Source organism: Flavobacterium plurextorum, from assembly GCF_002217395.1.
Lineage (GTDB): Bacteria > Bacteroidota > Bacteroidia > Flavobacteriales > Flavobacteriaceae > Flavobacterium > Flavobacterium plurextorum.
Map to the genome: position 1 here is coordinate 88,678 of NZ_MUHD01000003.1, position 25,382 is coordinate 114,059.

The window sequence follows — 25,382 nt, forward strand, 5'->3', positions numbered from 1 at the left end:
CAATTATGGTCTTGTTATTTCCAATTCTTTACTGGATTTTAGTAACGCCGAAAGATTTGCCGCCACATCAGGATATTGAGATACAAGATTGTTATTCTCTCCTTTATCTTTACTCAAATCATACAACTGAGGCAGTGGATCATTGCCTAATTCAATATTTACATCATGATCAACACGAGGTCCTTTTGAAGGTTCGATATACTTCCACTTTCCTTGAATGATCGATAACGGCCCTCCTTGTTCAATTAAATAAGATCGATTTTTTTTAGATTTCCCTGTTAGTTGTGTCAACATATCAAAACTATCTGGAGCATCATCGTTTTGCAATGGTTGTCCTGTGAGTTTTGCTAACGAAGAAAATAGATCTACATGACTTAACAATACAGATGTCTTTTTATCAGCCTGTACATTTTCAGGCCATTTTACGATAAACGGAACTGTAGTTCCTGCTTCAAACGCACTGTATTTTCCTCCGCGTAATGGTCCTGCAGGTTTATGACTTCCTAACATTTCAACCGCTTTATCCATATAACCGTCATTTACTACAGGTCCGTTATCACTGCTGAAAATTATCAGCGTATTTTGGGTAAGTTTCAAACTTTCTAATGCCTTCACTATTTCGCCTACTGTCCAATCCAGTTGTAATATGGCATCACCTCTAAGTCCCATTCCGCTTTTACCGCGAAACATACTATGAGGATAACGAGGTACATGTATATCGCCGGTTGCGAAATACAGGAAAAAAGGATTTGAAGCATTTTTTGATATAAAACTGATTGCCTTTTTTGTAATATCACCAGCAATATCAGCATCTTTCCAGTATGCACTATGACCGCCGCTCATATATCCAATTCGGCTAATACTGTCTACGATTGTTTCGTTATGTCCTTGATTTGGATAAGGTTTCATTCGCAATTGTTCTGGGTTTTCTTTACCTGTTGGATCATTGCCAACTTTTTCTTTATAGCTAACCGTTATTGGATCTTTTGGATCAAGATTTACTACTCTTCCGTTTTCTACGTAAACACACGGAACTCTATCTAAAGTAGCAGGCATAATAAACGAGTAATCAAAACCAACTTCTTTTGGTCCGGGTTTAATTTCTTTATTCCAATCAATTCCGTTCTTTCCCAATCCTAAATGCCATTTACCAATTACAGCCGTAGTATAACCTGCCTTTTGAAGCATTGAGGGAAGAGTCGCTTTATTCGTGGGAATAATTAATGAAGCGTCTCCTGGAGCTATTCCAGTTCCTTTTTGTTTCCACGGATATTTGCCTGTAAGCAATCCAAATCTAGAAGGTGTACAAGTTGCTGAAGTCGAATGTGCATTAGAAAATTGCAATCCTTGTTTTGCCAGTTTATCAATATTTGGAGTGCTGATTTTCGACATGCCGTAGCAGCTTAAATCACCATAACCCAAATCGTCTGCATAAATTACAATTATGTTGGGCTTTTGCTGCGCCCAAGTTGTAAGGTTAAAAACTAAAAGTATAAATAGTAGTACGTTCTTTTTCATAATATTTAAAGTATAAAATGAGACTGTAAATAGTAAATTATTGATTTAACCCGTTGCGTGCAATTCTTCTAAACACATAGAGACATTCCCGATAGCTATCGGGATTGATTACTTAAAAAAGGCGTTTCACTTATTAAAAACATACATAGCTGGTGACTATGTGAAAGAAATGTTTTTTTCTTTGTCCCCCCTTTTTATACATAGAATCTATATCTCTATGTGTTTAATATTTTTCTAAATACAATTTATGCTTTCTCAATTTCTTTGAGCCCTTCTGCTTTTACATCTAAATTCCAAGATTTTTCAATTTCTTCTAGGCTTTTTCCTTTGGTTTCAAATAGTTTCTTTTTTGCATAAGCGAAAGAAAGAATACAGAAGAATGAGAAGATAAAAAATGTTGCTGCTATACCCAATCCGTCTCTCATTATAGGAAACAACAGATTTACAATCCAGTCAGAAACCCACATCGTCATAATACATATTGACAAGGCTGTTCCTCTAATATGTGTTGGAAAAATTTCGGTTGAGATTACAAATTTTAATGGTCCAAGAGAGAAGGCAAAAAACAAAAGAAATAAGATGATACAAAACAGCATAAACCATCCTGTAATATTCATCATAAAGCAAAAACCTGTTAAAGCCAATGCAAAGGCAGCACACAATGAACCAACAATATACAACGGTCTTCGTCCCCAGCTGTCGACTTTAAAAATGGCTACAAATGTAAAAAGTACATTCGCCGACCCTAATATTACTTGGTAAAACAATGCATCACTAGTTACAATTCCAGCTGATTTTAAAATTGTAGGCCCGTAAAAAATTACTCCGTTAATACCGCTAAATTGTGATAACGCTGTAAGCACCATCGCCAAAACCAATAATTTACGCAAAGGCAGCCGCAGTAATTCTTTGTAACCTCCAGATTTTTGACTGGCCATTTCTTTAATAGAATGCAGTTCTAATTGAGCCTTTTCGTTTCCATTTATTTTATTTAGTATTTTAAAAGCCTCTTCATCGAGTCCGAATTGCACCAACCAGCGCGGGCTTTCTGGAACTATAAGTAATAACAAGCAAAATGCTCCGGCAGGAATTACACCAACAATAAACATTCCGCGCCAGACATTTTCAACAAACAACCAATGAAGTAAACCATGACCTTCTGCGGAATGTGAGACTGCATACTTTTGAAGGAAAAAATTGCTGATATATGCTGCTAAAACTCCAACGGTTATGGCTAGTTGATAAAATACAACCAATTGTCCGCGTTTATGAGAAGGAGCTACTTCTGAAATATAAAGCGGTGAAACATTCGAGGCTACTCCTACGCCCATTCCGGCAAGAACACGAAATAAAATTAATATTGGATATTCTTCTGAAAATGCAAAGCCTACTGCACTGATTAAAAACAATATGGCTGAAACGAACAATACTTTTTTTCTTCCAATTTTGTCACTTAAATAACCTGAAAAAGCCACGCCGACAATACAACCTAATAAAGCACAGGAAACAAACAATCCTTCTTGTGCTGATGATAAGTTGTACTGCATTTTTAATGGTTCGATAATTCCGCTGACAACGGCCATATCAAAACCGAATAAAAAACCTCCTAATGCTGCAATGAGCGTTATGAGCGATATGAAATAATTGGTTCCTTTGGTTTTCATAATAGTTTTGGTTCTTTGATAGTAGTTATAGTTGATGTTGAGTTCTTAATTCAACAAATAAATTTTAAACACATAGAAACATAGATTTTAGATATTCATTTGTCAGGCGAAGTCATTGTCAGGCTGAGCGGAGTCGAAGCCCACGTGCCAATTAGAACGCCCTTCGACTTCGCTCAGGGTGACAATTCACAAAGCCAATTGTGTTAACACCAGTTATCTTTTACATACGAAACCACTACAAAAGCTTTTTTACTGCTTATATGATTGATTTTGTATTTTGGAACATTTGCCGGAATGACAAAAGTTTCGGCATATTTGAATTTTTGGCTGTTTTGTCCTGCGCTTACTTCAGCAATATCACCTTCTACAAGCATACAAATATGACACTGTCCTAAAGTTTCGATTTCTATTTCTCCTGTAAATTCGTAGCGGTCAACAGCATAAAAATGTTCTTCGTGAGTAGGCAGACTTACTTTTTTGCCATTCGGAAATTCTTTACTTACAGTTGGTTTCGAAATAAACTCTCTTTCAACTCTTTCTCCTTTTCTATCAAAATAAACGTTTTTGAATCCGTGTTCTACATTGATCGGACGAGGTTTTCCGTCTAAACCGGGACGAACCCAATCGTACATTTTAAAGGTGAAAATATAAGGCGTACTGCTTATTTCTAATACCATATTATTCTTGCCCGAAGCATGAATAGTTCCGTTCGGAATTAAATATAAATCGTGCTTTTGCGCTTTGAATTTTTGCACGTATTTTACAATATCAATTTCTTCTGCTTTTTCTTGAGATTCTATTAATGCTTGTTTAAATTCGTCTGGATTAATATCTTCTTGAAAACCCAAATACACTTCGGCATCATCTTCACAATCCAAAATATAATAAGTTTCGTCCTGTGTAAATTCTTCTCCAAAATTTTCTTTAATGTATTCTGGACGCGGATGACATTGTACAGAAAGATTCCCACCATCGAAAGTGTCTAGATAATCGAAACGAATGGGGAAATAATTCCCAAAACGGTCAGCGGCTTTTCCTAACACTTTTTTATTGTCCTGAAACAGTAAAAAATCAAAAGAAACTTCTAACAAATGGTTGTTTCCCTCAAACACAATTCCGTTTTCTGGACTAATTAATTCAAAAGACCACGCATAATTTACTTCGTCCTGATTTAGATCAGTAATATTCTTTTTCATCCAATCGCCGCCCCAAACTCCTGCTTCGAACCACGGACGCGCACGAAGCGGACTTTCGAGCATTAGATTCAATGCGTTTCTAAAATCACTTCCTTTCATCCAAGTGATTTCATCAATACGTTGTTCGTCAATAATAATGTCGATTTTTGGAAGTAAATGTTCTTTGTGAATATTCAAAACAGGCCATTCTATAAAATACATTCTTTTATAAATCTGAGAATAAGCTAAAGTGTCGTTATTGCCAATATTTTTTGCAGAACCCGCTCTCATTCGATACTGAATTTCATTTTTTGGAACGTCAACATAAATCAGCTGTCCTTCCCAATTTGACAATGAAGCTCCAGTTCCGTAAACTATACATATATCAGCACTTGTGTCTGGCTTTAGTTTATTTAATTTTTCGGCTTCGAAGAAATCAGAAAGTTCTCCCAAATATTTTTTTCCAAAAACAGGATCATTTCCATTAAGGTTTGGCTCAATCATTTTATTAATTTCTTCACTTGATTTTAAGCAGGAATCAATATCGTACCAAAGCACATTTTTCTGTTTTTCGATCAAAGCCGAATTTAAATGATGTCTGAAATTTTCCCAAAGAACGCCGCCAAATCCATCAATAACAACAATCTTTTGTCCTGCTATTTGATTCGCCAAACTCTCAAATCCAACAAAAACTTCAGATTTTGAAGGGAAAGAAGGAAAAACATTGTATTCTCCATTTTCTTTTATAACAGCTTGTACAGGCAATAAAGGTTGTGTGGTTTTTCTTTTAGATTGAATAGATTTTTCCATTTGTATTTTATTTTTCTTATCTGCAATAATTGTCGCTCCTCTAAGAATACTCAGTTCGGCATCATCACAGAAAATAATATTTACTTTTATTTTTAATTCTTTAAAGGCTTCTTCTAAAGCGGGCATAAATAGTGCTTTTGCTTTAGAAATATTACCGCCGATTACCAGTTCTTCGCATCGAAATTTTTCAAACCAAGGAAAAAGAAATGTTCCCATATTTCGACCGAAATTGGCAAAAACTGTTTTTGAAATTTCAGTATTTAAATTTGCAATTGCTTTTACCGATTTGATATTTTCGCCAGAAAGTCTTTTGTATTCTGCCAAAAGCCAGCGGACTGAGAAATAATCATCGGCTTTTTGTTCTAAAAAAGGCTGATTATAAAAAGCGCCGCCTTCTGGAATGTCAGCATGTTTTTTAATTAGCTCGCCATCTAACATTATAGCAGAACCAAATCCAGTTCCTAAAGTCACAAAAACAGTTCTTGCGCTGCTTAAGTTGTGACGGAAATAAGCACCTTCGGCAAAACAATCTGCATCGTTTGCAAAAACAAAAGGAACATTTTTTAAACCTGTACTATTTTTTAGTGCCTGCTGAATATGGATTCCAAAAGTGGTTTCAAACTTTCCGCCAACTCCCAAAACTTCGCTCACCCCTTTTTCATAATTAAAAGGTCCTGGAAAAGCAATTCCAATCGTATCAATATTATTGGATTCAATCAAAGCTTCTTCTATCGAACTGCTAAGCACAGAAATAATACTGGATGCATTTTCTTTTGAATTGATTTCCTTTCTAATTAAAGTCTGCGTTTGTTCGTTAACAATACTCTTATCGATAACGCTTACTGTAACATGACTTCCGCCTACATCAATTCCTATCTGCTTCATTCTGTCTTAAATCGTACGTTTGATTTCTATTGTATAGGTAAACCAGTCGTTTCGGTAGTAACAAATGTTGTACTCAATTGGTTTTCTGGCAGTGTCAAGAACAGCTCTCTTTCTTTCTAAAACAGGCTGATTTTTCTCAATTTTTAATAGACTTGCAATACGTTTACTTGCCGCAATAGCTTTTAATTCTTCTTGCGAATACACAGGAACTACATTGTACTTATTACCTAATATCTCGTATAATGGCGTTTCAAAATTCTCATCAACAGAAAGTCCAATTCTTGGATGAAAATAAGATTCGAAATAAACCATCGGACTATCATCAATACTTCTTGTACGCTGTAATAGCAAGACTTCGTCACCTTCATTAATTTGCAGATATTTAGCAACTTTGGCAGTAGCTTTAACCATCTCTACATTCAAAGAAAGATTCTTAAACTCTAATCCCATATCCTCCATCTCGTGAGTAAAACTCATCCAGTTGTTTAGATTGGTGGTGATTCGATTTTGAGAAACTCGCGTTCCTGAGCCTTTTTTTCGCACTAACAGCTTTTCATTTACCAAAATTGCAATTGCCTGACGAAGCGTATTACGAGAAATCCCCCAGCGTTTAGCCAAATCCACTTCTTTTGGAAATAACTCTCCATCTTTAAAATCGGGATGTTTGATCAATTCGCGAAGCAGTTCTTCCACTTGTTTGTGCAACGGAATTTTACTGTCGTGATCTAATAACGGTATTTTGTTCATATGTTCATACATATGACAAATGTAATAGTTTTTTATTACGAACAAAATTATTTTCTAAAAAATGTAATTAATTGATTACTAAACATTTTTAGTAAAAAGTCTTTTCTCCTAAAACGATATAGCAAATTCACTGATTATCAAGTAATGAATCTAAATTTGAACATTTTTTTACTAAAAAAAGTTAGTATGTTCCTATTAGAACCTAAAATTTTCTATCTTAGCTTCTTGCAAAAAACGATATAAGTTCAGTTATACTTCTCTATTTTCCACTTTCACAACACACAATGAAACTACAATTTCACTCCTGTTTTCATTATCTATTTGTGATTTTCATTAAATCGATTTAGTAAACTGTCCTTTATTTCATTTTTAAACTAACCATTTCAGTTCCTCAGGATTAAACCAGAAGCACAAATAAACCAAACAAACCATAACATGAAAAAAACATTATTTGCTCTCTTTATCTTTTGTACAACCACTATGTCTTTTGCTCAAAAAACAGCCAAAGCAATTAAAGTTACTTACCAAAGAAGCTATAACGGAAAAATCAGCGAAAACCAAGATGCTTTACTTTTGTTTGCTTCTAAAGACTTAAGTTTAGTAACATCTGATAAGATTACGCAGCAAAAAGCAGATTTACCTTTTGAGCAGACTTTTGTAAATTTCAATTCTAAAACTATTTTGCAATGGGCGCAGCTTAAAGCAAATAAATCAATTCTTGGTCAAGACAGTGAAGCGTTGGGAAAACAAAAATTTGAGTTTAGCAATGAAACTAAAAAAATCCTGAATTATACGTGCAAAAAAGCTACAACATCTGTAAACTCAAATAAAATAGAAATTTGGTATACGAATGAATTAGGTTTAAAAGGCGGACCAAGTGTTCTTGGACAGGATTTAGGTTTGGTTCTAGAAACTAATCGTAACGGTAATTCTATTGTTACAGCTTCAAAAATCGAGATTCTAAAAACTGTTCCTGCTATTTTAAAAATACCAGCTGTACAAACTGTTGATCAGCTGACATATAAAGACTTATTATGGAAAAGCCGCTTTACTAATATTCCAGTTTTCGAAAAAGAGCAAATAAACTTTTCGTCTGATTCAAAATCAAATGACAGCATTCTCCGATTTGCAAGCGGTACTATTATTGTTCGAAAAGTAAAATTTCCAGAAATAAAAAACGGAAGCGCCATTTTTGTTGATGTAACACAGCAATCTAATGGTGATGCTTACGACAGAACCGGCTCTGTTTTTATGATTCCAATGGATAAAAAAAGTTCTTTTCTTGACGGATTAAAGAATGGCGCTAAAACGCTGCCAGTTTATGAAAACGGAAATGGTAAAAAATACCAAGGTGTTGCAGCTACAGATGAATATGCGCCATTGCTAGAATTGATGCGCTTTTTTACTCCGTTTGGTGTCAAACACTTCAACTATTTGCAGCTTAAAAATAAGGTTTGGCAAGACAGTGTTTTCTATCGTCAAGACATTTCATTATTACAGCCAAAATTGAGCAATCAGGAGGTTTACATTGGAATGTTTATTGGTAATTATGATGCGGGCGGACACAAAGCGAGTTTGAATATTTCGATTCATGAGGGAGAAGATAATAATGAAAAAGGCGATTTTATCCTGCCTTTATTCAATACACTTAATGTGATGGAAATGGCTGGACAAGATTATGCTACTATGTTTGATACTGAAAAAGGTCTCGAAATGTCATTTGAAGTTCCGCAAGGATATAAAAACTTTAAATTAAGTTACACCACAACTGGTCATGGCGGTTGGGAAAACGGTGATGAGTTTTTACAGAAAAAGAACTCTATTTTTATTGATGGCAAAGAAGTGTTTGCATTCACACCTTGGCGTACCGATTGTGGCTCTTACCGATTGAGTAATCCTGCTTCGGGTAATTTTGGCAATGGTTTATCATCATCAGATTTAAGCCGTTCTAACTGGTGTCCGGGAACAACAACTAATCCGAATTTAATTGATTTAGGAAATCTTACACCTGGAAAACACACTATTCGTGTTTCTATTCCGATGGGAAAACCAGAAGGAACGAGCAGCAGCGCATGGAATGTTTCGGGATTTTTGGTTGGAGAGAGGTAATTGATAGTTAAACTTAGATAATATCGACTTACTGATTAAAGGGAAGTCTTTCTATATTTAAACTTAAAGAAATTAAAATTAACTCGTTGGATGTAACTCCTAAAAAATTAAACACATAGAAACATAGATTTTATATCTACAAGAGGTGACAAAAAAGAAATACATTTCTTTCACATAGAACAACTATGTGCATTTTAAATAAGTGAAACGCCTTTTTTAAGTACTCCAAAACTATGTTTCTATGTGTTAAAACAATTACGCCAAACGAGTTAATTCTATTTTTTACTATTAAAACTTTACTATCAAACCACCTAACTTCAAAAAACATGAAAAAAATCACACTTTGTCTGCTGTTTTTCTCGATGAGCTTAACGCCAATAATGGCTCAAACCTACACTCCTACTGAAGGAAATCTAAAAAACAGGAAAGAATTTCAGGACGATAAATTTGGTATGTTTATTCACTTTGGTCCATACAGCGTTTTGGGCAACGGCGAATGGATTATGAACAATCAAAATATCAAAGTAACTGAATACGGAAGGTTGGTTAATGTTTTTAATCCACAGGATTTTGATGCCAAAAAATGGGTGGGCATTGCGAAAAGTGCGGGAATGAAATACATTACTTTTACTACGCGTCACCACGATGGTTTTAGCAATTTTGACACTAAATTATCGGATTGGAAAATTACAAATACGCATTTTAAAAGAGATTTATTAAAAGAACTGGCAGATGAGTGCCATAAGGAAGGAATCAAATTATTTTGCTATTATTCGCTTTTAGACTGGACTAGATCTGATTATCAATACGAAACAGGAAAAACAGGAAAAGGAACAGGCAGAACTCAAAAAAGTGATTGGGAAAGCTATATTCGCTTTATGAAAGGTCAATTAACAGAATTGCTGACTAATTATGGAGAAATTGGCGGTATTTGGTTTGATGGTCATTGGGATCAATTGGATAATGATACTGATAAAACATTACAATCGAAAGTAAACTGGCATTACGACGATATTTACAAACTGATTCATACTTTGCAGCCTAATTGTTTAATTTCAAACAATCATCATCTTACGCCTATTCAGGGCGAAGATTTTCAAGCTTTTGAGAAAGATTTACCAGGTGGAAATTCGACAGGATTTGGCGGACAATCCGTTTCTCAATTACCTTTGGAAACTTGCGAAACGATGAATAATTCTTGGGGATTTAATATCAATGACCGAAAATACAAATCGACTAAAGATTTGATTCACTACTTAATCAATGCTGCTAGTTTGAATGCTAATTTCCTTTTGAATGTTGGACCAATGGCAGATGGAACTATTCAGCCTGAATTCGTAGAAACATTAAAAGAAATTGGAGTTTGGATGAGTAAAAACGGACATACAATTTACGGAACGAGAGGCAACGTAATGAAGCCACAGGATTGGGGTGTATTTACTGCGAAAGATAAAACTTGGTTTGCACACATTATCAAAGCTCCTAATCAAGCTGATTATATTTTTATTCCTGAAATGAAGCAAAAAATTAAAAAGTGTTATTTGATGGACAGCAAAAAAGAACTGAAATTCAAACAGCAACCTGAAGGAACATTTGTGTATTTAAATGGTGTAAAAATCGATGCAATTGATACTATAATCGAAATACAGATACAATAATTCGATAAGCTCATAAGATCATTGAATTTTATGGGCTTATTTTCAATATCATAAAAATTAATTATTACAAACATGTTTAAAAAAGTTATTCTCTTTACTGCAGTTGCTTTTATAGCGGCTGAAAAAGGAACTGCACAATCTACATTTTCTGCTGAGAAATTTCTTAAGCACGATACTTATTTGGCTTCAGATAAACTGGAAGGTCGTCTTGCAGGAACAAAAGGCAACAACGAAGCTGCAGCTTACATTAAAAAGTATTTCAAAAAATTTGGATTAAAAAAATTCAATAACAGCTATTATCAGCCTTTTAAGATATTCATGAAACCTGATATTAATAAAATAAAATCAGACAGTGTATCTACACAAAATGTTGTTGGATATCTTGAAGGTTCAGATGAAAATTTGAAGAACGAATATATCGTTATTGGTGCGCACTACGACCATTGGGGATGGGGCGGAAAAGGTTCTGGCAGCAAGAAAAAAGATACGCTGGCGATTCACAATGGAGCTGATGATAATGCTTCTGGTGTTTCGGCACTTTTGTCGATATTAGAAGAATTTCACCATAGTAAAACTGCTCCTAAAAGAAGTATTATTTTTATTTCTTTCAGCGCTGAAGAAGAAGGTTTATTGGGCTCAAAATACTTTGTAAATCACTTACCTGTAGCTAAAAATGCTGTTAAAGTAATGATCAACATGGATATGGTTGGAAGATTAAACGATAAAAAAGAACTCTATATGGGCGGTGCAGGAACTTTTCCTGATGGAGTTGAATTGATGAAAAAACTAGGTGAAGGCAGCGGACTAAATCCAGTTGTCTTTGCCGGTGATGTTGGCGGTTCTGATCATGTTACATTCTACAAAAATGATATTTCGGCTGTAGGTTTACATACAGGCGGGCATCCACAATATCACACACCAGAAGACGATACTGCTTTAATTAACAGCGAAGGCGGCGCTTTAGTTTCTAAATACATTTATAATGCGCTGGTTTCGATTGCAAATTACGAACAGCCTTTAACTTTTATTAAGCAGAATTAATTTTTTTTATAATCTATACTTTTAATCTTTAGATTACGTAAAATAAAATGTTTTTTTTTTCTCATCAGATTTTTTTGACATTAAACAAATTTAGTTTAAAATGTATTTCTAAATAATAGCATACTTAATTAATGTAATAGATTATCATACTGTTTTTAAAAACAAAAAAGCGGCGACAAGAATAACTTGTAACCGCTGAATCATCTCTATTTAAAAACTCTATTGTTTATTTAGGTCTAGTTGTTGTAGTCACAGCCTGCTAAGCAATTATGATAAAGACCACTACAGGCTGATGACGACCAACTCGTATATAAAAAAATACCTTGAGTTGTCGAGGTTGCAGTAGTAGTAAGCTGATCTCCACTACTAATAATACTTCCCATGGTCCTTGCCTGAGAAAAAGAAAAACTTGTATTTAAGCTATATGTAGAACCTTTCATACATTCCCCATAATCCCAAGCACATTTCTTACATGCTGGTGGGAATAATCTTTCTATAGCTTCCATGTTTTTATTGAATTTAATGAAAACAATACTTCCTTTTCCTTTCATTTCTTCAACTAGCTTGTGAAAAAATAATTCACAAAAAACCAATTGGCTCTCTTTATCTAATTTCATTATTTCATATTTAGCAATCAGTTCAGCAGCTAAATCTAAATATTTTGTATACTCTTCAACATTACTAAAACCTAATTCGGTAGCTACATACTTTATATCATCATCTGATAGTTTTTCTTTTTTCGATAATTCGAGAAAGTTTTTTATTCTATTTTCTCTTTCTGAAGTACTTGTATCGAACTCAGATTGTACTCTTTTAACTTCATACTCAAACAACAATTTACTAATTGAGTCATTATAAGCCAGATCGACTAATTTAACAATTACACTCATTGGCGTTTTTTCTACCTTGTCCCTACTATTTTTTGGTGAAGGAGGAGAGGCAAAAACTGATGTAAAACTCAACAATAAAAACAACATTAATCCTTTAAATTTTGCAAATAACTTCATAATTTAATAAGTTTTTAGTTAATAAAATATCCATAACTAAGATAAAAAACTTTTCTGTATAAAAAAAACAAAAAGAAAACTATTCTTACATTAAAAAAAATCATCTTACTACAAACCAATAGATTAACAAATCATGTTTAGGACTTAATAAATTTCAAAAAAGAATTTAATAGTTAAAAAAACATAGTCTCTAAAAGCAATGATTTTTTTATCAATATTATTCTCTAAGTTTCAAACAATAGCTTAACACTATTTCCCTCAAACAAAAACCCCAGCTTCAGTATTGCACTGAATCTGGGGTTTACCAATTACTAACCAAACATTAAAAATGAAATTATTTTACGTCCCAGAAAATTTTGGTACTTAAATTATCTTTGTCTTTAACAGTATTGTAATTTGTTGTATTATAAACACGCTCAGAGTTTGGATATGTCCAACGAGTTGGAGGTGTCTTTCTGATCGTACTTGTTTCATCTTCCATGAAACTAAGTGCTGGAAGTTTTAATCTTCTTTGTTCAGCCCAAGATTCATCGGCCTGCATGATGTTGTAGTGAATGTACTTTTGGAAAGCAATTAACTTCAATTGATCTGCTGCTGTTGTTGCTCCTGCAAAATTAATTTTTGTAATGTAAGCATCAACTTCAGCTGCTGTAGGTTCTGTAGTTGGTTTCCAAGTCAAAACATCAGCTTTATCTCCTAATCTTACATAGTATTCAACTGATTGTCTAATCGCTTTTTCGAAGTACGTTTTTGCTACAGCACCGTTTCCATTTCTTGAATAGTACTCAGCAAGAAGCAAGTTTACTTCGGCAGCATTAATCAATGTTCCAGGTAACCATTTGTTTTTACTGATCACAGATCTATTGTAAATTGCAATTTGCGTAGTAGAAATTAGTTGATCTTGAGCTCCTGATGCCAACATTGGATCAAGACCTACATAAGTTGTTGCACTTGCTCCTTTTTCAAATAACCAAGGCTTACGTGGATCATTGTTTGTATTCATATGATCGATCATTGGTTTTGGAGCAACATTATTATTTCCTGACTCTAAAGCATCAAAGAAGCCCGAAGTATCCAAATCAGTATCTTGATTATAAACTCTAAAGGCAATATTCTCTGAATTTTCATCAACAATTTTTGCTTCTGCAATGATTTCTGCAATTTCTGAATTAGCTCTAGCTGTAAATGCTGGAACAGCAGAAACTCTGTTTAACAATTTCAAACGTAAAGAGTTACAATAATTCTTCCACATTACCAGATTTCCTTTGTTAATCAAATCTTGGTTTTTAAATGTCGTTTCGATTCCAGCAGCCAAGGTAATTGTATTCAGTTCAGTAGAAAAACCTTTCAATTCATCCAACATCTTAATGTAAAGCTCTGTCTGGTTATCATATTTAGCTAAAGCAGCGTCATAATCACCACCAGTCAAACTAATCTTACCTGCTTCAGAAAAAGGAATATCTCCAAAATTATCGATCATTTTTGAAGTATGATCGTACAAATAAATAGTAGAAGTAACTTTGTAAATCCTATTTGCTGCTTGCTCAGCTGCAGGTAAAGATGCCATTACTTTTTCTAACTCCCTATATTGGGCAATAAATTTGTAATACCTCACCCATCTGTCGTTTACGGCAGGCCCTGGAACATAACGGCCAGTTCCATTAATAACGGCGTGAGCCTGAGTATAACTTAAAGAAGTAGTTCTAATTACTGTAAAGTAGTTCCAATACGATGGGATAACATCCTCAAAGTTAATTTTCATGAATCCAGCAAATTGCTTTGGTACAGTTGTCGTTGTCACTGTAGATGGATCTCTGTATGCATTTTCAAAATCACTGTCTGAACAAGAGCCCAAGAAAATCGCTGCTGTTGTTAATGATATATATAATAATTTTCTCATGTTGTCTGTTTTTTAATTATAAGTTATGCATTAGAAAGATGCTCTCAACATTACTCCGTAACTTCTGGTTGACGGAGTCAATCCTGCATTGTTTACGTTTTTATCCCATCTAGATGCAGAAGTAGTTGCTTCAGCATCCATATCTTTAATGGTTCTGTAGATATAAAATAAATTACGTCCGAAGAAAGACAAACTTAATTTAGTAGCTCCAATTTTACTTGCATAACTAGCTGGCACATTAAACCCAAGAGATAACTCTCTTAACTTCACATAATCATTCTTTTGAATATACAATTCATAACGAGAGCTGCTGTATTGCGGACCACCCCAGTTATAAGTTAAAGCATAATAACCTGCCTGAGAAACTACATTCGAATTTTGCGTACCATCTGCAGTTACACCATCCATTAACATACCATCACGGTATAATGTTTGCCCAGCAGGACCTGTAGTTGCAGAATTTGGAACCTGAACTCCTCCAGTTCTATTACCGTTACTATCAAAAACATTGTAGTAAGTTAAACCTCCACGTTCATTTGTACTATAATTCAACGATTCCTCTGTTAAACCTCTAGCGGTCATCCAATTAATACCTGTCGGCATCAAATAACCTCCGTAAGAATAATCAATATTTACATCTAATGTGAAGTTTTTGTACGTAAATGAATTTAACAAACCTCCAACACCTTTAGCCATTGCTGATCCGTATTTTTCCCATTTGTCACCATCAAGCATATAATAACCATCAGAGTCTACCATTTTTTTACCACTTGCATCTGTTTTGATTGGGTGCGCATAAATACCTCCCATTGGATCACCTACAACAGATTTTAATTGAGCTGCAGATCCATCATAATCAGCATGTAATAATTCACTTGCACCATTAGCTAATTTTACAATTTTATTGATGTTTTTAGCCCAGTTTAAAGTTACGTCCCAAGAAAAATCTTGAGTTCTGAAAGGAGAACCTGTTAAAGCAATTTCAAATCCTTTGTTACTCAACTCTCCAACGTTTGCTAATATCTTACTTGCTCCAGTGGTTGGCGCTAAAGTCATATCAAGAATTTGATCTTTGATTTTTGCATTGTAATAAGAAAAGTCTAACCCTAATCTTCTGTCAAAGAACTTAGTTTCAAAACCAACCTCAAACTCGTTTTTCATTTCAGGCTTAATTCCTTCATTTCCATATTTATCAAACTGAGAAGTTGTAATTAATACTGGTTTTGGAGTTCCTTGCGTCCCTAAAGTATTTTGATCGAAAGCAACGTTTGCTCGATAACGATCTGGGTAGTTACCCACAATACCCCAAGAACCACGCATTTTTGCATAACTGATAAATTCTGGTAATGTAACTGCATCAGACAATACAAAACTTGTGTTTACCGAAGGATAAGTAAAGGCATTGTTGTCTGGGTTCATTGTAGAAGTACGGTCTCTTCTGATTGTTCCTTCAATGAACAAATAATTTCTAAAGCTACCGCTCAAGGTTCCAAATATAGCGTCTTTTACAGTCTCTTCCCTTCTTGAATCGCTTTTAGCTATACCTATAGATGATTTGGGATCATACCATCCTTCAACACTTAAACCTCCATCTGTATAGCGAGATAACATTCTATAAGTTTCTCTTGAACCAGAATAACCAAGAACAGCATTTACACCAAAATCCTCATTAATTTTTTTATTGTAGGTCGCCAATAAATCACCATAAAGAATATTATAATCTTGTCCCTCCATCGCAAAAGAACCTGAACGATCTCCTTCGTTCCCAAATTCATAAATCAAAGGTATTTCTACCGGATTTTTGTTTTCAATATTTACAGAACTTAAATCAGTCGAAATACGACCACGTAATGATAAATCTTTAGTAATAGAAAGCGTTTCAGTAACACTAGCAATCAAACGATTTGTAACCTCAGTTTGTCTTTTAGCATTTGTATTCCAAAAATAATCAGCAATATCAGATCTGAAACCATTACGATAAATATTTTCGCCTGGAGTTAAACTTTGAGTTTTTTCACCCGTAACATATTTATACCCTAAACTTGTTTTATATTTAGCTTTATACCAATCTCCATTATCAAATGGACTAAGCATACCAGTAAAATTATTAACCAAACGATCCATAGCAAAAGTACGGTTCGTAATATTTTGATTCATATAACTTACAATAACATCCGTTTTCAATTTACCAGTTTTGAATGATGCATTTAAGTTAAAGTTGTTTTTCTTATTGTTATTTCCCATACTCAAACCTTCTGATTCAATATGTGTGTAAGAAAAACGAGTACTGCTATTTTCAGTATTATTTGTAAGCGCAATGTTTGTTGTGGCATCCCAAGCGTTTTGGAACATATTTTTGTATCCATCTTTCTGGGCAGAATATGGACGTACAACACCATCCCAGCTCAAAACAGGCTGACCATCAAACCAAGGACCGTAATTATTACCACTATTAGAAACTCCTCTAACAGTTGAATCTGGATAATGAGCAAAACCGTCCGGTGCTAAATATCCTGAAGAAAAACTCGGATTTGCCCATCCTGGACCTCTTTCATATTGAAATCTTGGTAAGTATGCAATTTCATTACCAGAATAACTAGTATTAAAATCAACACCTAATCCTTTTTTTCCTTTACCAGTTTTAGAAGTAATCAATACAACACCATTTACAGCTTCAGAACCGTATAATGCAGCTGCAGATGCACCTTTAAGAATAGAGATATTTTCAATATCTTCAGGGTTAATATCTGCTAAACCATTATTTTTTATACGTTGTTGATTCCAGTAGTCATTGTTATTAACCTCACCATCACGAATAGGCACACCATCTAAAATGATAAGCGGCTGATTTCTACCTGTAATAGAGTTGATTCCACGAATCTGGATATTGATTGCTCCAGCTCCTCCCGGTGTAGATGTAATACGAACACCCGGCGCTTTACCATATAAAGAGTTAGCAATCGTTGGAGATGCTGTTTTTGTGATCGCATCAGCTTTAATTATACTTGTTGCATAACCAATTGCTTTATTCTTTTTAGTCTGCCCTAAAGCGGTAACTGTAACTCCTTCAAGTTCATTTGTTGCGCTTGCCAGCTTAACTTGCATTCCGTCAACAGCCTTTAATTCTGTTGTTTTAAACCCAATCGAACTTACGATGATTGTGGCACCTTCTTTTACTGAAATCTTGAATGCTCCATTCTCATCAGTAAGCGTTTCTTGTTTCGTTCCTTTTTCCTTAACAATAACAGAAGGAATAGGAAGATTTGCGTTGTCTGTAATTACACCGGAGATTGTTTTATTTTGTGCACTAACTCCTTCGTAGCACAATACCATTAGAAAAACTAACAGTGATTTGTATAACAGTTTTCTCATAATTAATATTAGTTTGGTTTGGTTTTAATTTTTGTTTAAATTGAAAGGTTCCGAATTTTAAAAAAATAGTAAATACTAAAACCTTTAATTCTATATTACTTAATTTACCCTTTCAGCATTTAGTAATAATTTAAGTTTCCTGAATAACATTTTTCTATTTCTTTTACATCATAAGCGTCTTTTTTTTATTTAATAATTTGTTTAGCTCTCTTGAGTTGCTTACTAATTCAACTATATCGTTTTAGTGATATTCTTTAAAAAAAAGGGTGCAATTTTTAAACCGATTCCCTTATTGTCAAACTTCCTTTTTTCTTTTCTTTTACAACCTTATAATTGCTGCCGTCACTCATTTGCTTCATCAACAATTTGATTGTTTTTTTTCCCATCTCTTCAATTGGCTGTGATAAAACAGTAATTGATGGAGAATGAAGTCTAAAACTGTCATGATCATCAAAACTAATAACTGCTTTATCAACAGGAATTTTCAATCCAAGCTTACTTAATGACTGTAATCCAGCAAGAAGCAGATAATTTGCTCCAAACAAAACAGCATCAATTTCACTTGTATTACTCAAAAAATCTGAGATCTTTTCAATTCGTTCTTCTTCACTAATATGATACTCTAAGTCTAGAATTTTAGATTCATCATATAATCCTACTTCTTTTAATGCTTTGGTATAACCTTGCTTTCTCAAACTCATCTGAATCAATTGCGAAGAATTGGTTACAAATGCAATTTTTCTAAATCCTTTTTTTAATAGATAATGCGTTGCCGTCTCTGCTCCTTCAAAATTATCAAGTACTACATGGCTCACATCCTGCTCTTCAAAATAACGATCGACCAAAACCACCGGACATTGTAATTCTAACAATCTATCTATAGTAGATTTCATATTCTCGGTTGGTGTGATAATAAAACCGTCAACATTTGCCTGCAATAAACTATTAACCAATTCAACCGCACGTTCATCATTCCCACCTGTACTGCAATAAAAAACTCTATAATTTAAATCTATTGCTTCTCTCTCTATTACTCTTGCTAAATCAGAAAAAAACTGATTTGAAATATCTTCTACAATAAGCCCAATCGATCTTGTTTTACCAGTTCTCAAACTGCTGGCGATCATATTGAGTTTAAATTTCATTTCTTCACTAACCTTAATAACTTTTTTGATCACTTCTTTGCTTATCCCCATCTTCTCACCTTTATCATTAAGAACAAATGAAACCGTAGTTACCGATACATTTGCCGCCTTAGCGATATCTTTGATAGTGATCTTTTTTTTCATAAAACGTTAAGTTTATCTTAAACCTTAGTTAATTTATTAAAACAAATATATTTTAATAAAACGATTTACAAAAACGTTTTAGTATTTTTTTTTGCAGCAAAATGACTTTTTTAACATTTAAAAAAAGTATAACTTAATTTTACTCCTAATTGCCCTCAAATAAAACAAACACAATAGATTAAATGAATATTATTTTTCTGACAAACACTTAAAAAACATCAAAATTTGAGAAAAATTAAAACTTCAAAAAAATGAAGAAAAAAATCAGTGTTATTGTGAATTATTTAACATAAATATATGTTAATCCAAATTCTGCTTAACAAATTCCTATTATGTAATAAATGTAATTTTTTTTGAAGATTTCATTTTCATTATTTTATCTGCTTCATCAAAAAACGATTACTTCCATTTAAAAGTTTACAGTCTCAATTTCTTCAATTTTAAAAGTTGTAAGCTTTTATTTGCATTTGTTTTATGGAGTGATTTTTTTCTCATAAAATACAGCCTTTTTTCATTGTAATTTTCTTGTTTTCAGCATAAAAAAAGGCTAGTTTTAGCTTTTATTACTAAAGTTCGTAAACAACATAAGCACTTACCATCCAATGATTTGAAGTTCCGTTAGCATTTTTTTGAGCTTCTGGAATACTAAAAACGGCTGTATGTTTTCCTTCATTTAATTCTAATGGAACAATCATAGGAGGAACATTACTTCCGGGACACCAATTTGAACGGCTTAAATCACTGCTTGCAATTGGTTCTTCAATTTCTTTTACGGCATAAGTTCCTTTATCATCCTGAATATAAGGCGCTTTTCTTTTCTTCAGCCAAACTCCTGTTCCTGGATTGAATCGACGAAAACTAGCGCAATCATCTCTCCACGGAATAAAATCAATTACTTTTTTTCCATCTATTTTTACAATATTCTGTTTCTTAACAAATTCATCACCTTCGCCATGACCACCATGACCTGTTGTGATATAATATAGTTTTAGGTTCTTTGCTCCTTTTGGCAGATTGAACTCTGCTTGAAAATCTTTGTAAGCAAATAATTCATCGTTACCTTGATTTGTTCCAAATGGTTCTGTGTTCAAAATTGGAACAACCATTTTATTCTTAGGCAAATCACAGCTTAATTCGCTTGGAGTAAGATTAATAGATGCGTTTACAATATGTCCTCCTTTAGTATAATTCCCTATATGAACGCCAACCCAAACTTCACCTTGAAGCAAGGTTGAAAATTGTGAAATATCTTCTTTCCATCTAACTTCTTTTTCCCAATACGGAATATAAACTGGTTTGCGCTGTAATGAATCATTACTAAAAAAGCCAATACCAAAAGTGGTCATAAAACGCATTAATTCTACCGTTGGTGCAAAATTACCTTCTGGGACTATCATTTTTATTTTAGTATACTCATTAGAAGCAAACTTTTTTCCTTTCACAACTTCTTCTAGTGAATTATTTTTATCAACTGGAAGAACAAAAATTGACCCTGCTCTATCGTAACGATCGCCGCCCGAAATAACACTTACATTAATTTCGTATTTAGTATTTACTTTTTGCTTTGGAAAAGTCAGCTTTTTAAAAACGTATTGTCCTCCGCCATAATAAACATTCCCATTTGCATCAGTCGAAAAATCTTTGCATTTATCATCATGCTGTACTCTTACCTGATTAAAAATTTCAAGTTTTTGCCCTGTAACATGATTACTAAATAGTAATGTACTTAACAGTATTGCAAAAATTATTTTTTTCATATTCTATAAATTTCTTTTGTATTCTTTTTATCGCCTTTTTTATTCAGAGGTCTAAATCCTCTTAACTAAAAATCCTTAATTATTGGGTAACTGTAATAATTTCTCTTAATCGAATATCTCTAGAAGATGCGCCAATCATAATTCTGAAATCTCCTGGTTCAACAACCCATTTCATATCTTCGTTTAACATTTGTAATACTTCTTTGTTAATCTCAAACGAAACTTCTTTTGATTCTCCTGCTTTAAGCGAAATTCTCTTAAAGCCTTTCATTTGTTTTATTGGCTGTGCAATTGATGATAAAAGATCTCTTACATACAACTGAACCACTTCGTCACCATCAACTTTACTCGTATTTTTTATCGTGCAATACACTTTTGTAGTTTCCGATTTTCCTATTTGTTTTTTGTCGAATCGTAAATTACTGTATTCAAAAGTCGAATAACTTAGTCCGAAGCCAAATGGAAATAAAGGCGCTCCGTTCAAATTTGTATAATCATCAGAACGTCCTGTTGGCTTATGATTATAAACTAATGGCAATTGCCCTTCAAAAACAGGGAAAGTAATTGGTAAACGTCCTGCAGGATTTTTATCTCCAAACAAAATATTGGCAACGGCATGACCACCATCTTCACCAGGATACCAAACATCTAAAATCGAAGGCACATTATTGATCCATTTATCCATTGTAATGGCACTCCCGCCTACTAAAACTACAACAACTGGTTTTCCTGTTGCAGCAACGGCATTGATTAATTCTTCCTGATGTCCCAGCAAACCTAAATAAGCTCTATCATTAAATTCTCCTTCTTCAATTCCCGCAGCAATTACGGCAACATCAGATTTTTTAGCAGCTGCAACAGCTTCTTCAATCTTCTTTTGCCAATCATTATCAATTCCTACATTCCAAACTAATTTGAATTTAGCATAACCCTGCGATTCAAAAAACTCAATTTTGATATCATATTCTTTATCTTTCTCAAAATTAAAATCAACCAATTTTGTCGAATACGTTTGGCTTTTCCAGTTGTCAATAATTAGTTTTCCGTTCAAATACAAACGATAACCATCATTGCCTTCAAAACCAATTTTATAAGTTCCTGATGATGGCGATTTGATTTTTCCCGTCCATTTTGCAGAATAAAAATCATAATTTATTTTTTCTTGATCTGGAGAATATAATGTCCAATCAAAACTAATTGCATTGTCTAATCTTGTTAAAGCAGGTTTTCCGCTTAATTGCACATTGTTGAAATATTCTGCAGATAATCCGTTTACGGTTTTCCCATTTTCAACGCTGAATAAATTAGCAGACGGAACAACAGTATATTCTTTATTTCTTCTTGCACAGCCTTCAGCCAAATTAATCACTGCCGACGAACCTAGCTTTGCTTTTATGCCATCAAGCATGCTGACTTTTCCATTTCCTGGTCCGCTGTAACCGCCTAAACGTGCCTCGGTAATATCATTTCCTATTAAAGCAATTGATTGTATTGATTTTTTAAGAGGCAGTACATTATTCTCATTTTTCAACAAAACCATTCCTTTTTCGGCAGCTTCCCTTGCTAATAATTTATGAGCAGGATTTCCATTCCATTTATTAGTTTCCCTTTCATCAGCATATGGATTCTCGAACAATCCTAACTCAAATTTTAATCTCAAAACTCTCGTTACAGCTTCGTCAATATTTTTCATATCTATTCTTCCATCTAAGAAAGGCGGCTGGAATAATTTATAGTGATCGTAAGCAGTTTGAAAAATAACATCTAAACCATTATTGATCGCATTTGCACTTGATTCCGGATAATCTTTTGCTGTATAATGCAATACATTTCCGCCTCCAACAGCATTTGCATCTGAAATAATGAATCCTTTAAAATTCATTTCGCCCTTTAGTTTCTTATTCAACAGCCAGTCATTTGCTGTACAAGGACTTCCGTTTATTGTATTATATGAAGTCATAACGCTTCGACTTCCGCCTTCATTAAAGCAGGCACGGAATGGAGGAAACTGGTATTCTTCTAAATAACGCTCATTATAATCAATTGGATAACTATCTCGGCCGCCGTCTCCGCTGTTTGCAAGGAAATGTTTTGGAGTTGTGATTACTCCTCTTTCCTCAAAAGACGACACATAAGCGACTCCCATTTTTGAAGAAAGAAAAGGATCTTCACCATACGTTTCCTCTACTCTTCCCCAGCGAACATCTGAAGCTAAATTTACTACAGGCGATAAAATCTGACGAATTCCGCGGCTTTTTGATTCTAATGCAATAGCAGTCGAAACTCTTTTCATTAATCCGGGATCAAATGTTGCTGCCAATGAAATAGATTGTGGGAATGCTGTTGCTCCATCTCTTACTAATCCGTGTAATGCTTCATCAAAAGCAATAATAGGAATTCCTAAACGTGTTTTTTCGACAAAATACTTCTGCATTTTGTTGATTAATTTTACGGTTTCTTTTGCGTTGCTTGCTGCACTGTAATCTAAAATTTGATTGCTTGCATCGGTGCTTCCTTTAGCACTTACTTGAAAGCCAAAAATTCCGTTTTTATAATTCTGTGCTCCATCAGACAAATCGCCGGGAATCATAAACATCTGCCAAAATTTTTCCTCAACTGTCATTCGGGATAATAAATCCTGAACGCGTTCGTCTACGGGTAATTTTGGATTTTTATACTTTGGAGTATTTTGTGAAAAAATGGTTTGAGCTCCAAGAAATAAAACTATTAAAAGTGCTTTTTTGTTCATGATTATACTTTGTATTGCTGCTAAATCGTAAATTATATTATAAGTAACCCTGTTTATTGTAATAATTTTAAACACATAGTCCCGACAGCTATCGGAATAGGAATTGCAAACTAAAAAAGGCTTTTCACTTATTTAAAACACACATACTCTACTATGCGAAAGAAATATGTTTCTTTTAGTATTTCTTTCCTATATCGAAAATCTATGTTCCTATGTGTTAAATATTTTTTCTACTTAATACAGGTTATTTTTAAAAAATCTATTACTGCTGTTATGCTGAATGGATTGAATGTATTCTTTATAAAAAATGCCATCCTCAAAAAGATGAAGATGACATTTTTATTGTCTTTATTAATTTGTCAAGAAACCTCCTTGACCTCTGTATAATTTTATTGGCGCATCTAATGTTACTTTAATACAAGTCACATATTTATCTGCTGTATTCTCTGGTAAATCGATATAAACCAATCCTGGAACTGCGCTCCAAGAAATTTTCCCTACTACTTTGTGCGTTAATTTTACATTTGATCCCAAAACTGTAATATCTTGAATTTTGTTATCAAGACCTTTTAACATCAATTGTCCCGAAGTTTTTCCGTGTACAAATAAGTAAAGTGTTTTTGAATCTTTAGAAAGCGTAGTTGGTCCGTAAAAATGTCCTAACGGAATTCCTGGAATAGTTCCAAAAATACCTTCACCATTTCTTCTGTTCCAATCTCCAAGTTCTTTCAATGTCGAAACAACTGTATCTGGATATGTTCCATCAGGTTTTGGTCCTATGTCAAGTAATAAATTTCCTCCGTTTGAAACTGCATCAACAAAAATAGTAATGATCTCGTAAGGCGTTTTCCAATTGTTATCGCTCACACGATATCCCCAGTTTTCATTCATAGTCATACATAATTCCCACCATTTGAATGCTGGACGCACAACTGGAAAGTTTTGTTCTGGAGTATCATAATCGCCATAACCCTGCAAACGTCCGTTAATGATTGTGTTTGGATTTCTATCTAACATCATTTTACGAGTTTTCTCAGCCTGCCATTCATCAGCACTATGTTCCCAATCACCGTCAAACCACCATAAATCTGGGTTGTACCAATCTGAAATTTCTTTAATTTGCCCTTGAAAGAATTTCTGAAAACGCTCCCAGCGAGCTGGTTCTTTTTTAATATCGTAACGTGCTTTATCCTTCAAGAAACCTGGATAATCGTTGTGTGTCCAATCGATTAATGAAAAATAAGCACCGCATTTAATGTCTCTTTTACGCAATTCTTCAAAGAATGGTTTAATCATATCTTTTTTGGCAGGAGTAGTTTTTACTGAACTCAACTTACCCAATTTAGTATCGTACATTGCCACACCATCGTGGTGTTTTGTTGTAATTACAGCGTACTTAGCACCTGAATCTTTGATCATATCAGCCCAAGCTGCAGGATCGTATTTACTCAAAGTGTAGCTTTTTTGCTGTTTCATATAATCTTCTACCGAAATTTTTCCATTGTGAAAACTCCAAGATTCAGAAACATCAGCAACCGAATAAATTCCTGCATGAATAAAAATTCCAAGCTTAGCATCTTCAAACCATTTCATTTTTTCGGCAATATCTTTTGCAGCAATTTTGTTCTGCGCACTGCCCGCAATAGATGTTCCTACGAACAAAGCGGTTAAGATTATCTTTTTAATCATCTCTATTTTTTA

At 33.9% G+C, this 25,382-nt stretch carries 14 protein-coding genes; 3 read left to right on the forward strand and 11 right to left on the reverse strand.

All coding sequences use genetic code 11. From position 1 onward, the window contains the following. Nucleotides 1–3: 3 nt before the first annotated feature. From B0A81_RS01440 to B0A81_RS01455, 4 genes are all read right to left on the reverse strand, one after another. Nucleotides 4–1,518: a sulfatase family protein gene (locus B0A81_RS01440; protein ID WP_089056352.1), complete on the reverse strand. Its 1,515-nt coding sequence runs from the start codon at nt 1,516–1,518 to the stop codon at nt 4–6. Nucleotides 1,519–1,763: 245 nt separating this feature from the next. After that, nucleotides 1,764–3,182: a sugar porter family MFS transporter gene (locus tag B0A81_RS01445; protein WP_089056353.1), complete on the reverse strand. Its 1,419-nt coding sequence runs from the start codon at nt 3,180–3,182 to the stop codon at nt 1,764–1,766. A gap of 203 nt (nt 3,183–3,385) precedes the next feature. Further along, nucleotides 3,386–6,052 (reverse strand): ROK family protein, encoded by a 2,667-nt coding sequence (locus tag B0A81_RS01450; protein WP_089056354.1) that lies wholly within the window; start codon nt 6,050–6,052, stop codon nt 3,386–3,388. A gap of 6 nt (nt 6,053–6,058) precedes the next feature. After that, complete coding sequence (locus B0A81_RS01455) at nt 6,059–6,799, reverse strand: GntR family transcriptional regulator (protein WP_089056483.1); 741 nt, start codon at nt 6,797–6,799, stop codon at nt 6,059–6,061. 435 nt (nt 6,800–7,234) lie between these two features. On the opposite strand from B0A81_RS01455, the gene B0A81_RS01460 reads away from it, so the two are divergent. The 3 genes from B0A81_RS01460 (at nt 7,235) to B0A81_RS01470 (ending at nt 11,607) form a co-directional block, all read left to right on the forward strand. Then, a complete protein-coding gene (locus tag B0A81_RS01460) occupies nt 7,235–8,908 on the forward strand; it encodes a GLPGLI family protein (protein WP_089056355.1) in 1,674 nt (557 codons plus the stop codon). A 326-nt stretch (nt 8,909–9,234) separates the two neighbouring features. Then, on the forward strand, nt 9,235–10,566 hold the full coding sequence (locus tag B0A81_RS01465; protein WP_089056356.1) for an alpha-L-fucosidase: 1,332 nt from the start codon (nt 9,235–9,237) through the stop codon (nt 10,564–10,566). A 72-nt stretch (nt 10,567–10,638) separates the two neighbouring features. Next, nucleotides 10,639–11,607 carry a M20/M25/M40 family metallo-hydrolase gene (locus tag B0A81_RS01470; protein ID WP_089056357.1) on the forward strand — a complete coding sequence of 323 codons (969 nt, stop codon included), beginning with the start codon at nt 10,639–10,641 and terminating at the stop codon, nt 11,605–11,607. A gap of 236 nt (nt 11,608–11,843) precedes the next feature. On the opposite strand, the gene B0A81_RS01475 is transcribed toward B0A81_RS01470, so the two are convergent. From B0A81_RS01475 to B0A81_RS01505, 7 genes are all read right to left on the reverse strand, one after another. After that, a complete protein-coding gene (locus tag B0A81_RS01475; RefSeq protein WP_089056358.1) occupies nt 11,844–12,614 on the reverse strand; it encodes a hypothetical protein in 771 nt (256 codons plus the stop codon). A 334-nt stretch (nt 12,615–12,948) separates the two neighbouring features. Beyond that, complete coding sequence (locus B0A81_RS01480) at nt 12,949–14,514, reverse strand: SusD/RagB family nutrient-binding outer membrane lipoprotein (RefSeq protein WP_089056359.1); 1,566 nt, start codon at nt 14,512–14,514, stop codon at nt 12,949–12,951. Between the two features lie 30 nt (nt 14,515–14,544). Then, the gene (locus tag B0A81_RS01485; RefSeq protein ID WP_089056360.1) at nt 14,545–17,886 is read right to left on the reverse strand and encodes a SusC/RagA family TonB-linked outer membrane protein; all 3,342 of its coding nucleotides are present in this window, start codon (nt 17,884–17,886) and stop codon (nt 14,545–14,547) included. A 275-nt stretch (nt 17,887–18,161) separates the two neighbouring features. Beyond that, the gene (locus B0A81_RS01490; protein ID WP_089056361.1) at nt 18,162–19,175 is read right to left on the reverse strand and encodes a LacI family DNA-binding transcriptional regulator; all 1,014 of its coding nucleotides are present in this window, start codon (nt 19,173–19,175) and stop codon (nt 18,162–18,164) included. A gap of 566 nt (nt 19,176–19,741) precedes the next feature. Continuing rightward, complete coding sequence (locus B0A81_RS01495; RefSeq protein ID WP_089056362.1) at nt 19,742–20,932, reverse strand: peptide-N-glycosidase F-related protein; 1,191 nt, start codon at nt 20,930–20,932, stop codon at nt 19,742–19,744. A 79-nt stretch (nt 20,933–21,011) separates the two neighbouring features. After that, nucleotides 21,012–23,681, reverse strand: a complete 2,670-nt coding sequence (locus B0A81_RS01500) for a glycoside hydrolase family 3 protein (RefSeq protein ID WP_089056363.1) — start codon at nt 23,679–23,681, stop codon at nt 21,012–21,014. A gap of 351 nt (nt 23,682–24,032) precedes the next feature. Beyond that, entirely contained in the window at nt 24,033–25,370 is a 1,338-nt protein-coding gene (locus tag B0A81_RS01505) for an alpha-L-fucosidase (protein ID WP_089056364.1), read from the reverse strand. Nucleotides 25,371–25,382 lie beyond the last annotated feature (12 nt).

What these genes read in the sequence shown, in the direction of transcription:
- B0A81_RS01440 (WP_089056352.1), bottom strand. Translation starts at nt 1,518, where the DNA reads ATGAAAAAGAACGTACTACTATTTATACTTTTAGTTTTTAACCTTACA.
- B0A81_RS01445 (WP_089056353.1), bottom strand. Translation starts at nt 3,182, where the DNA reads ATGAAAACCAAAGGAACCAATTATTTCATATCGCTCATAACGCTCATT.
- B0A81_RS01450 (WP_089056354.1), bottom strand. Translation starts at nt 6,052, where the DNA reads ATGAAGCAGATAGGAATTGATGTAGGCGGAAGTCATGTTACAGTAAGC.
- B0A81_RS01455 (WP_089056483.1), bottom strand. Translation starts at nt 6,799, where the DNA reads ATGAACAAAATACCGTTATTAGATCACGACAGTAAAATTCCGTTGCAC.
- B0A81_RS01460 (WP_089056355.1), top strand. Translation starts at nt 7,235, where the DNA reads ATGAAAAAAACATTATTTGCTCTCTTTATCTTTTGTACAACCACTATG.
- B0A81_RS01465 (WP_089056356.1), top strand. Translation starts at nt 9,235, where the DNA reads ATGAAAAAAATCACACTTTGTCTGCTGTTTTTCTCGATGAGCTTAACG.
- B0A81_RS01470 (WP_089056357.1), top strand. Translation starts at nt 10,639, where the DNA reads ATGTTTAAAAAAGTTATTCTCTTTACTGCAGTTGCTTTTATAGCGGCT.
- B0A81_RS01475 (WP_089056358.1), bottom strand. Translation starts at nt 12,614, where the DNA reads ATGAAGTTATTTGCAAAATTTAAAGGATTAATGTTGTTTTTATTGTTG.
- B0A81_RS01480 (WP_089056359.1), bottom strand. Translation starts at nt 14,514, where the DNA reads ATGAGAAAATTATTATATATATCATTAACAACAGCAGCGATTTTCTTG.
- B0A81_RS01485 (WP_089056360.1), bottom strand. Translation starts at nt 17,886, where the DNA reads ATGAGAAAACTGTTATACAAATCACTGTTAGTTTTTCTAATGGTATTG.
- B0A81_RS01490 (WP_089056361.1), bottom strand. Translation starts at nt 19,175, where the DNA reads ATGAAAAAAAAGATCACTATCAAAGATATCGCTAAGGCGGCAAATGTA.
- B0A81_RS01495 (WP_089056362.1), bottom strand. Translation starts at nt 20,932, where the DNA reads ATGAAAAAAATAATTTTTGCAATACTGTTAAGTACATTACTATTTAGT.
- B0A81_RS01500 (WP_089056363.1), bottom strand. Translation starts at nt 23,681, where the DNA reads ATGAACAAAAAAGCACTTTTAATAGTTTTATTTCTTGGAGCTCAAACC.
- B0A81_RS01505 (WP_089056364.1), bottom strand. Translation starts at nt 25,370, where the DNA reads ATGATTAAAAAGATAATCTTAACCGCTTTGTTCGTAGGAACATCTATT.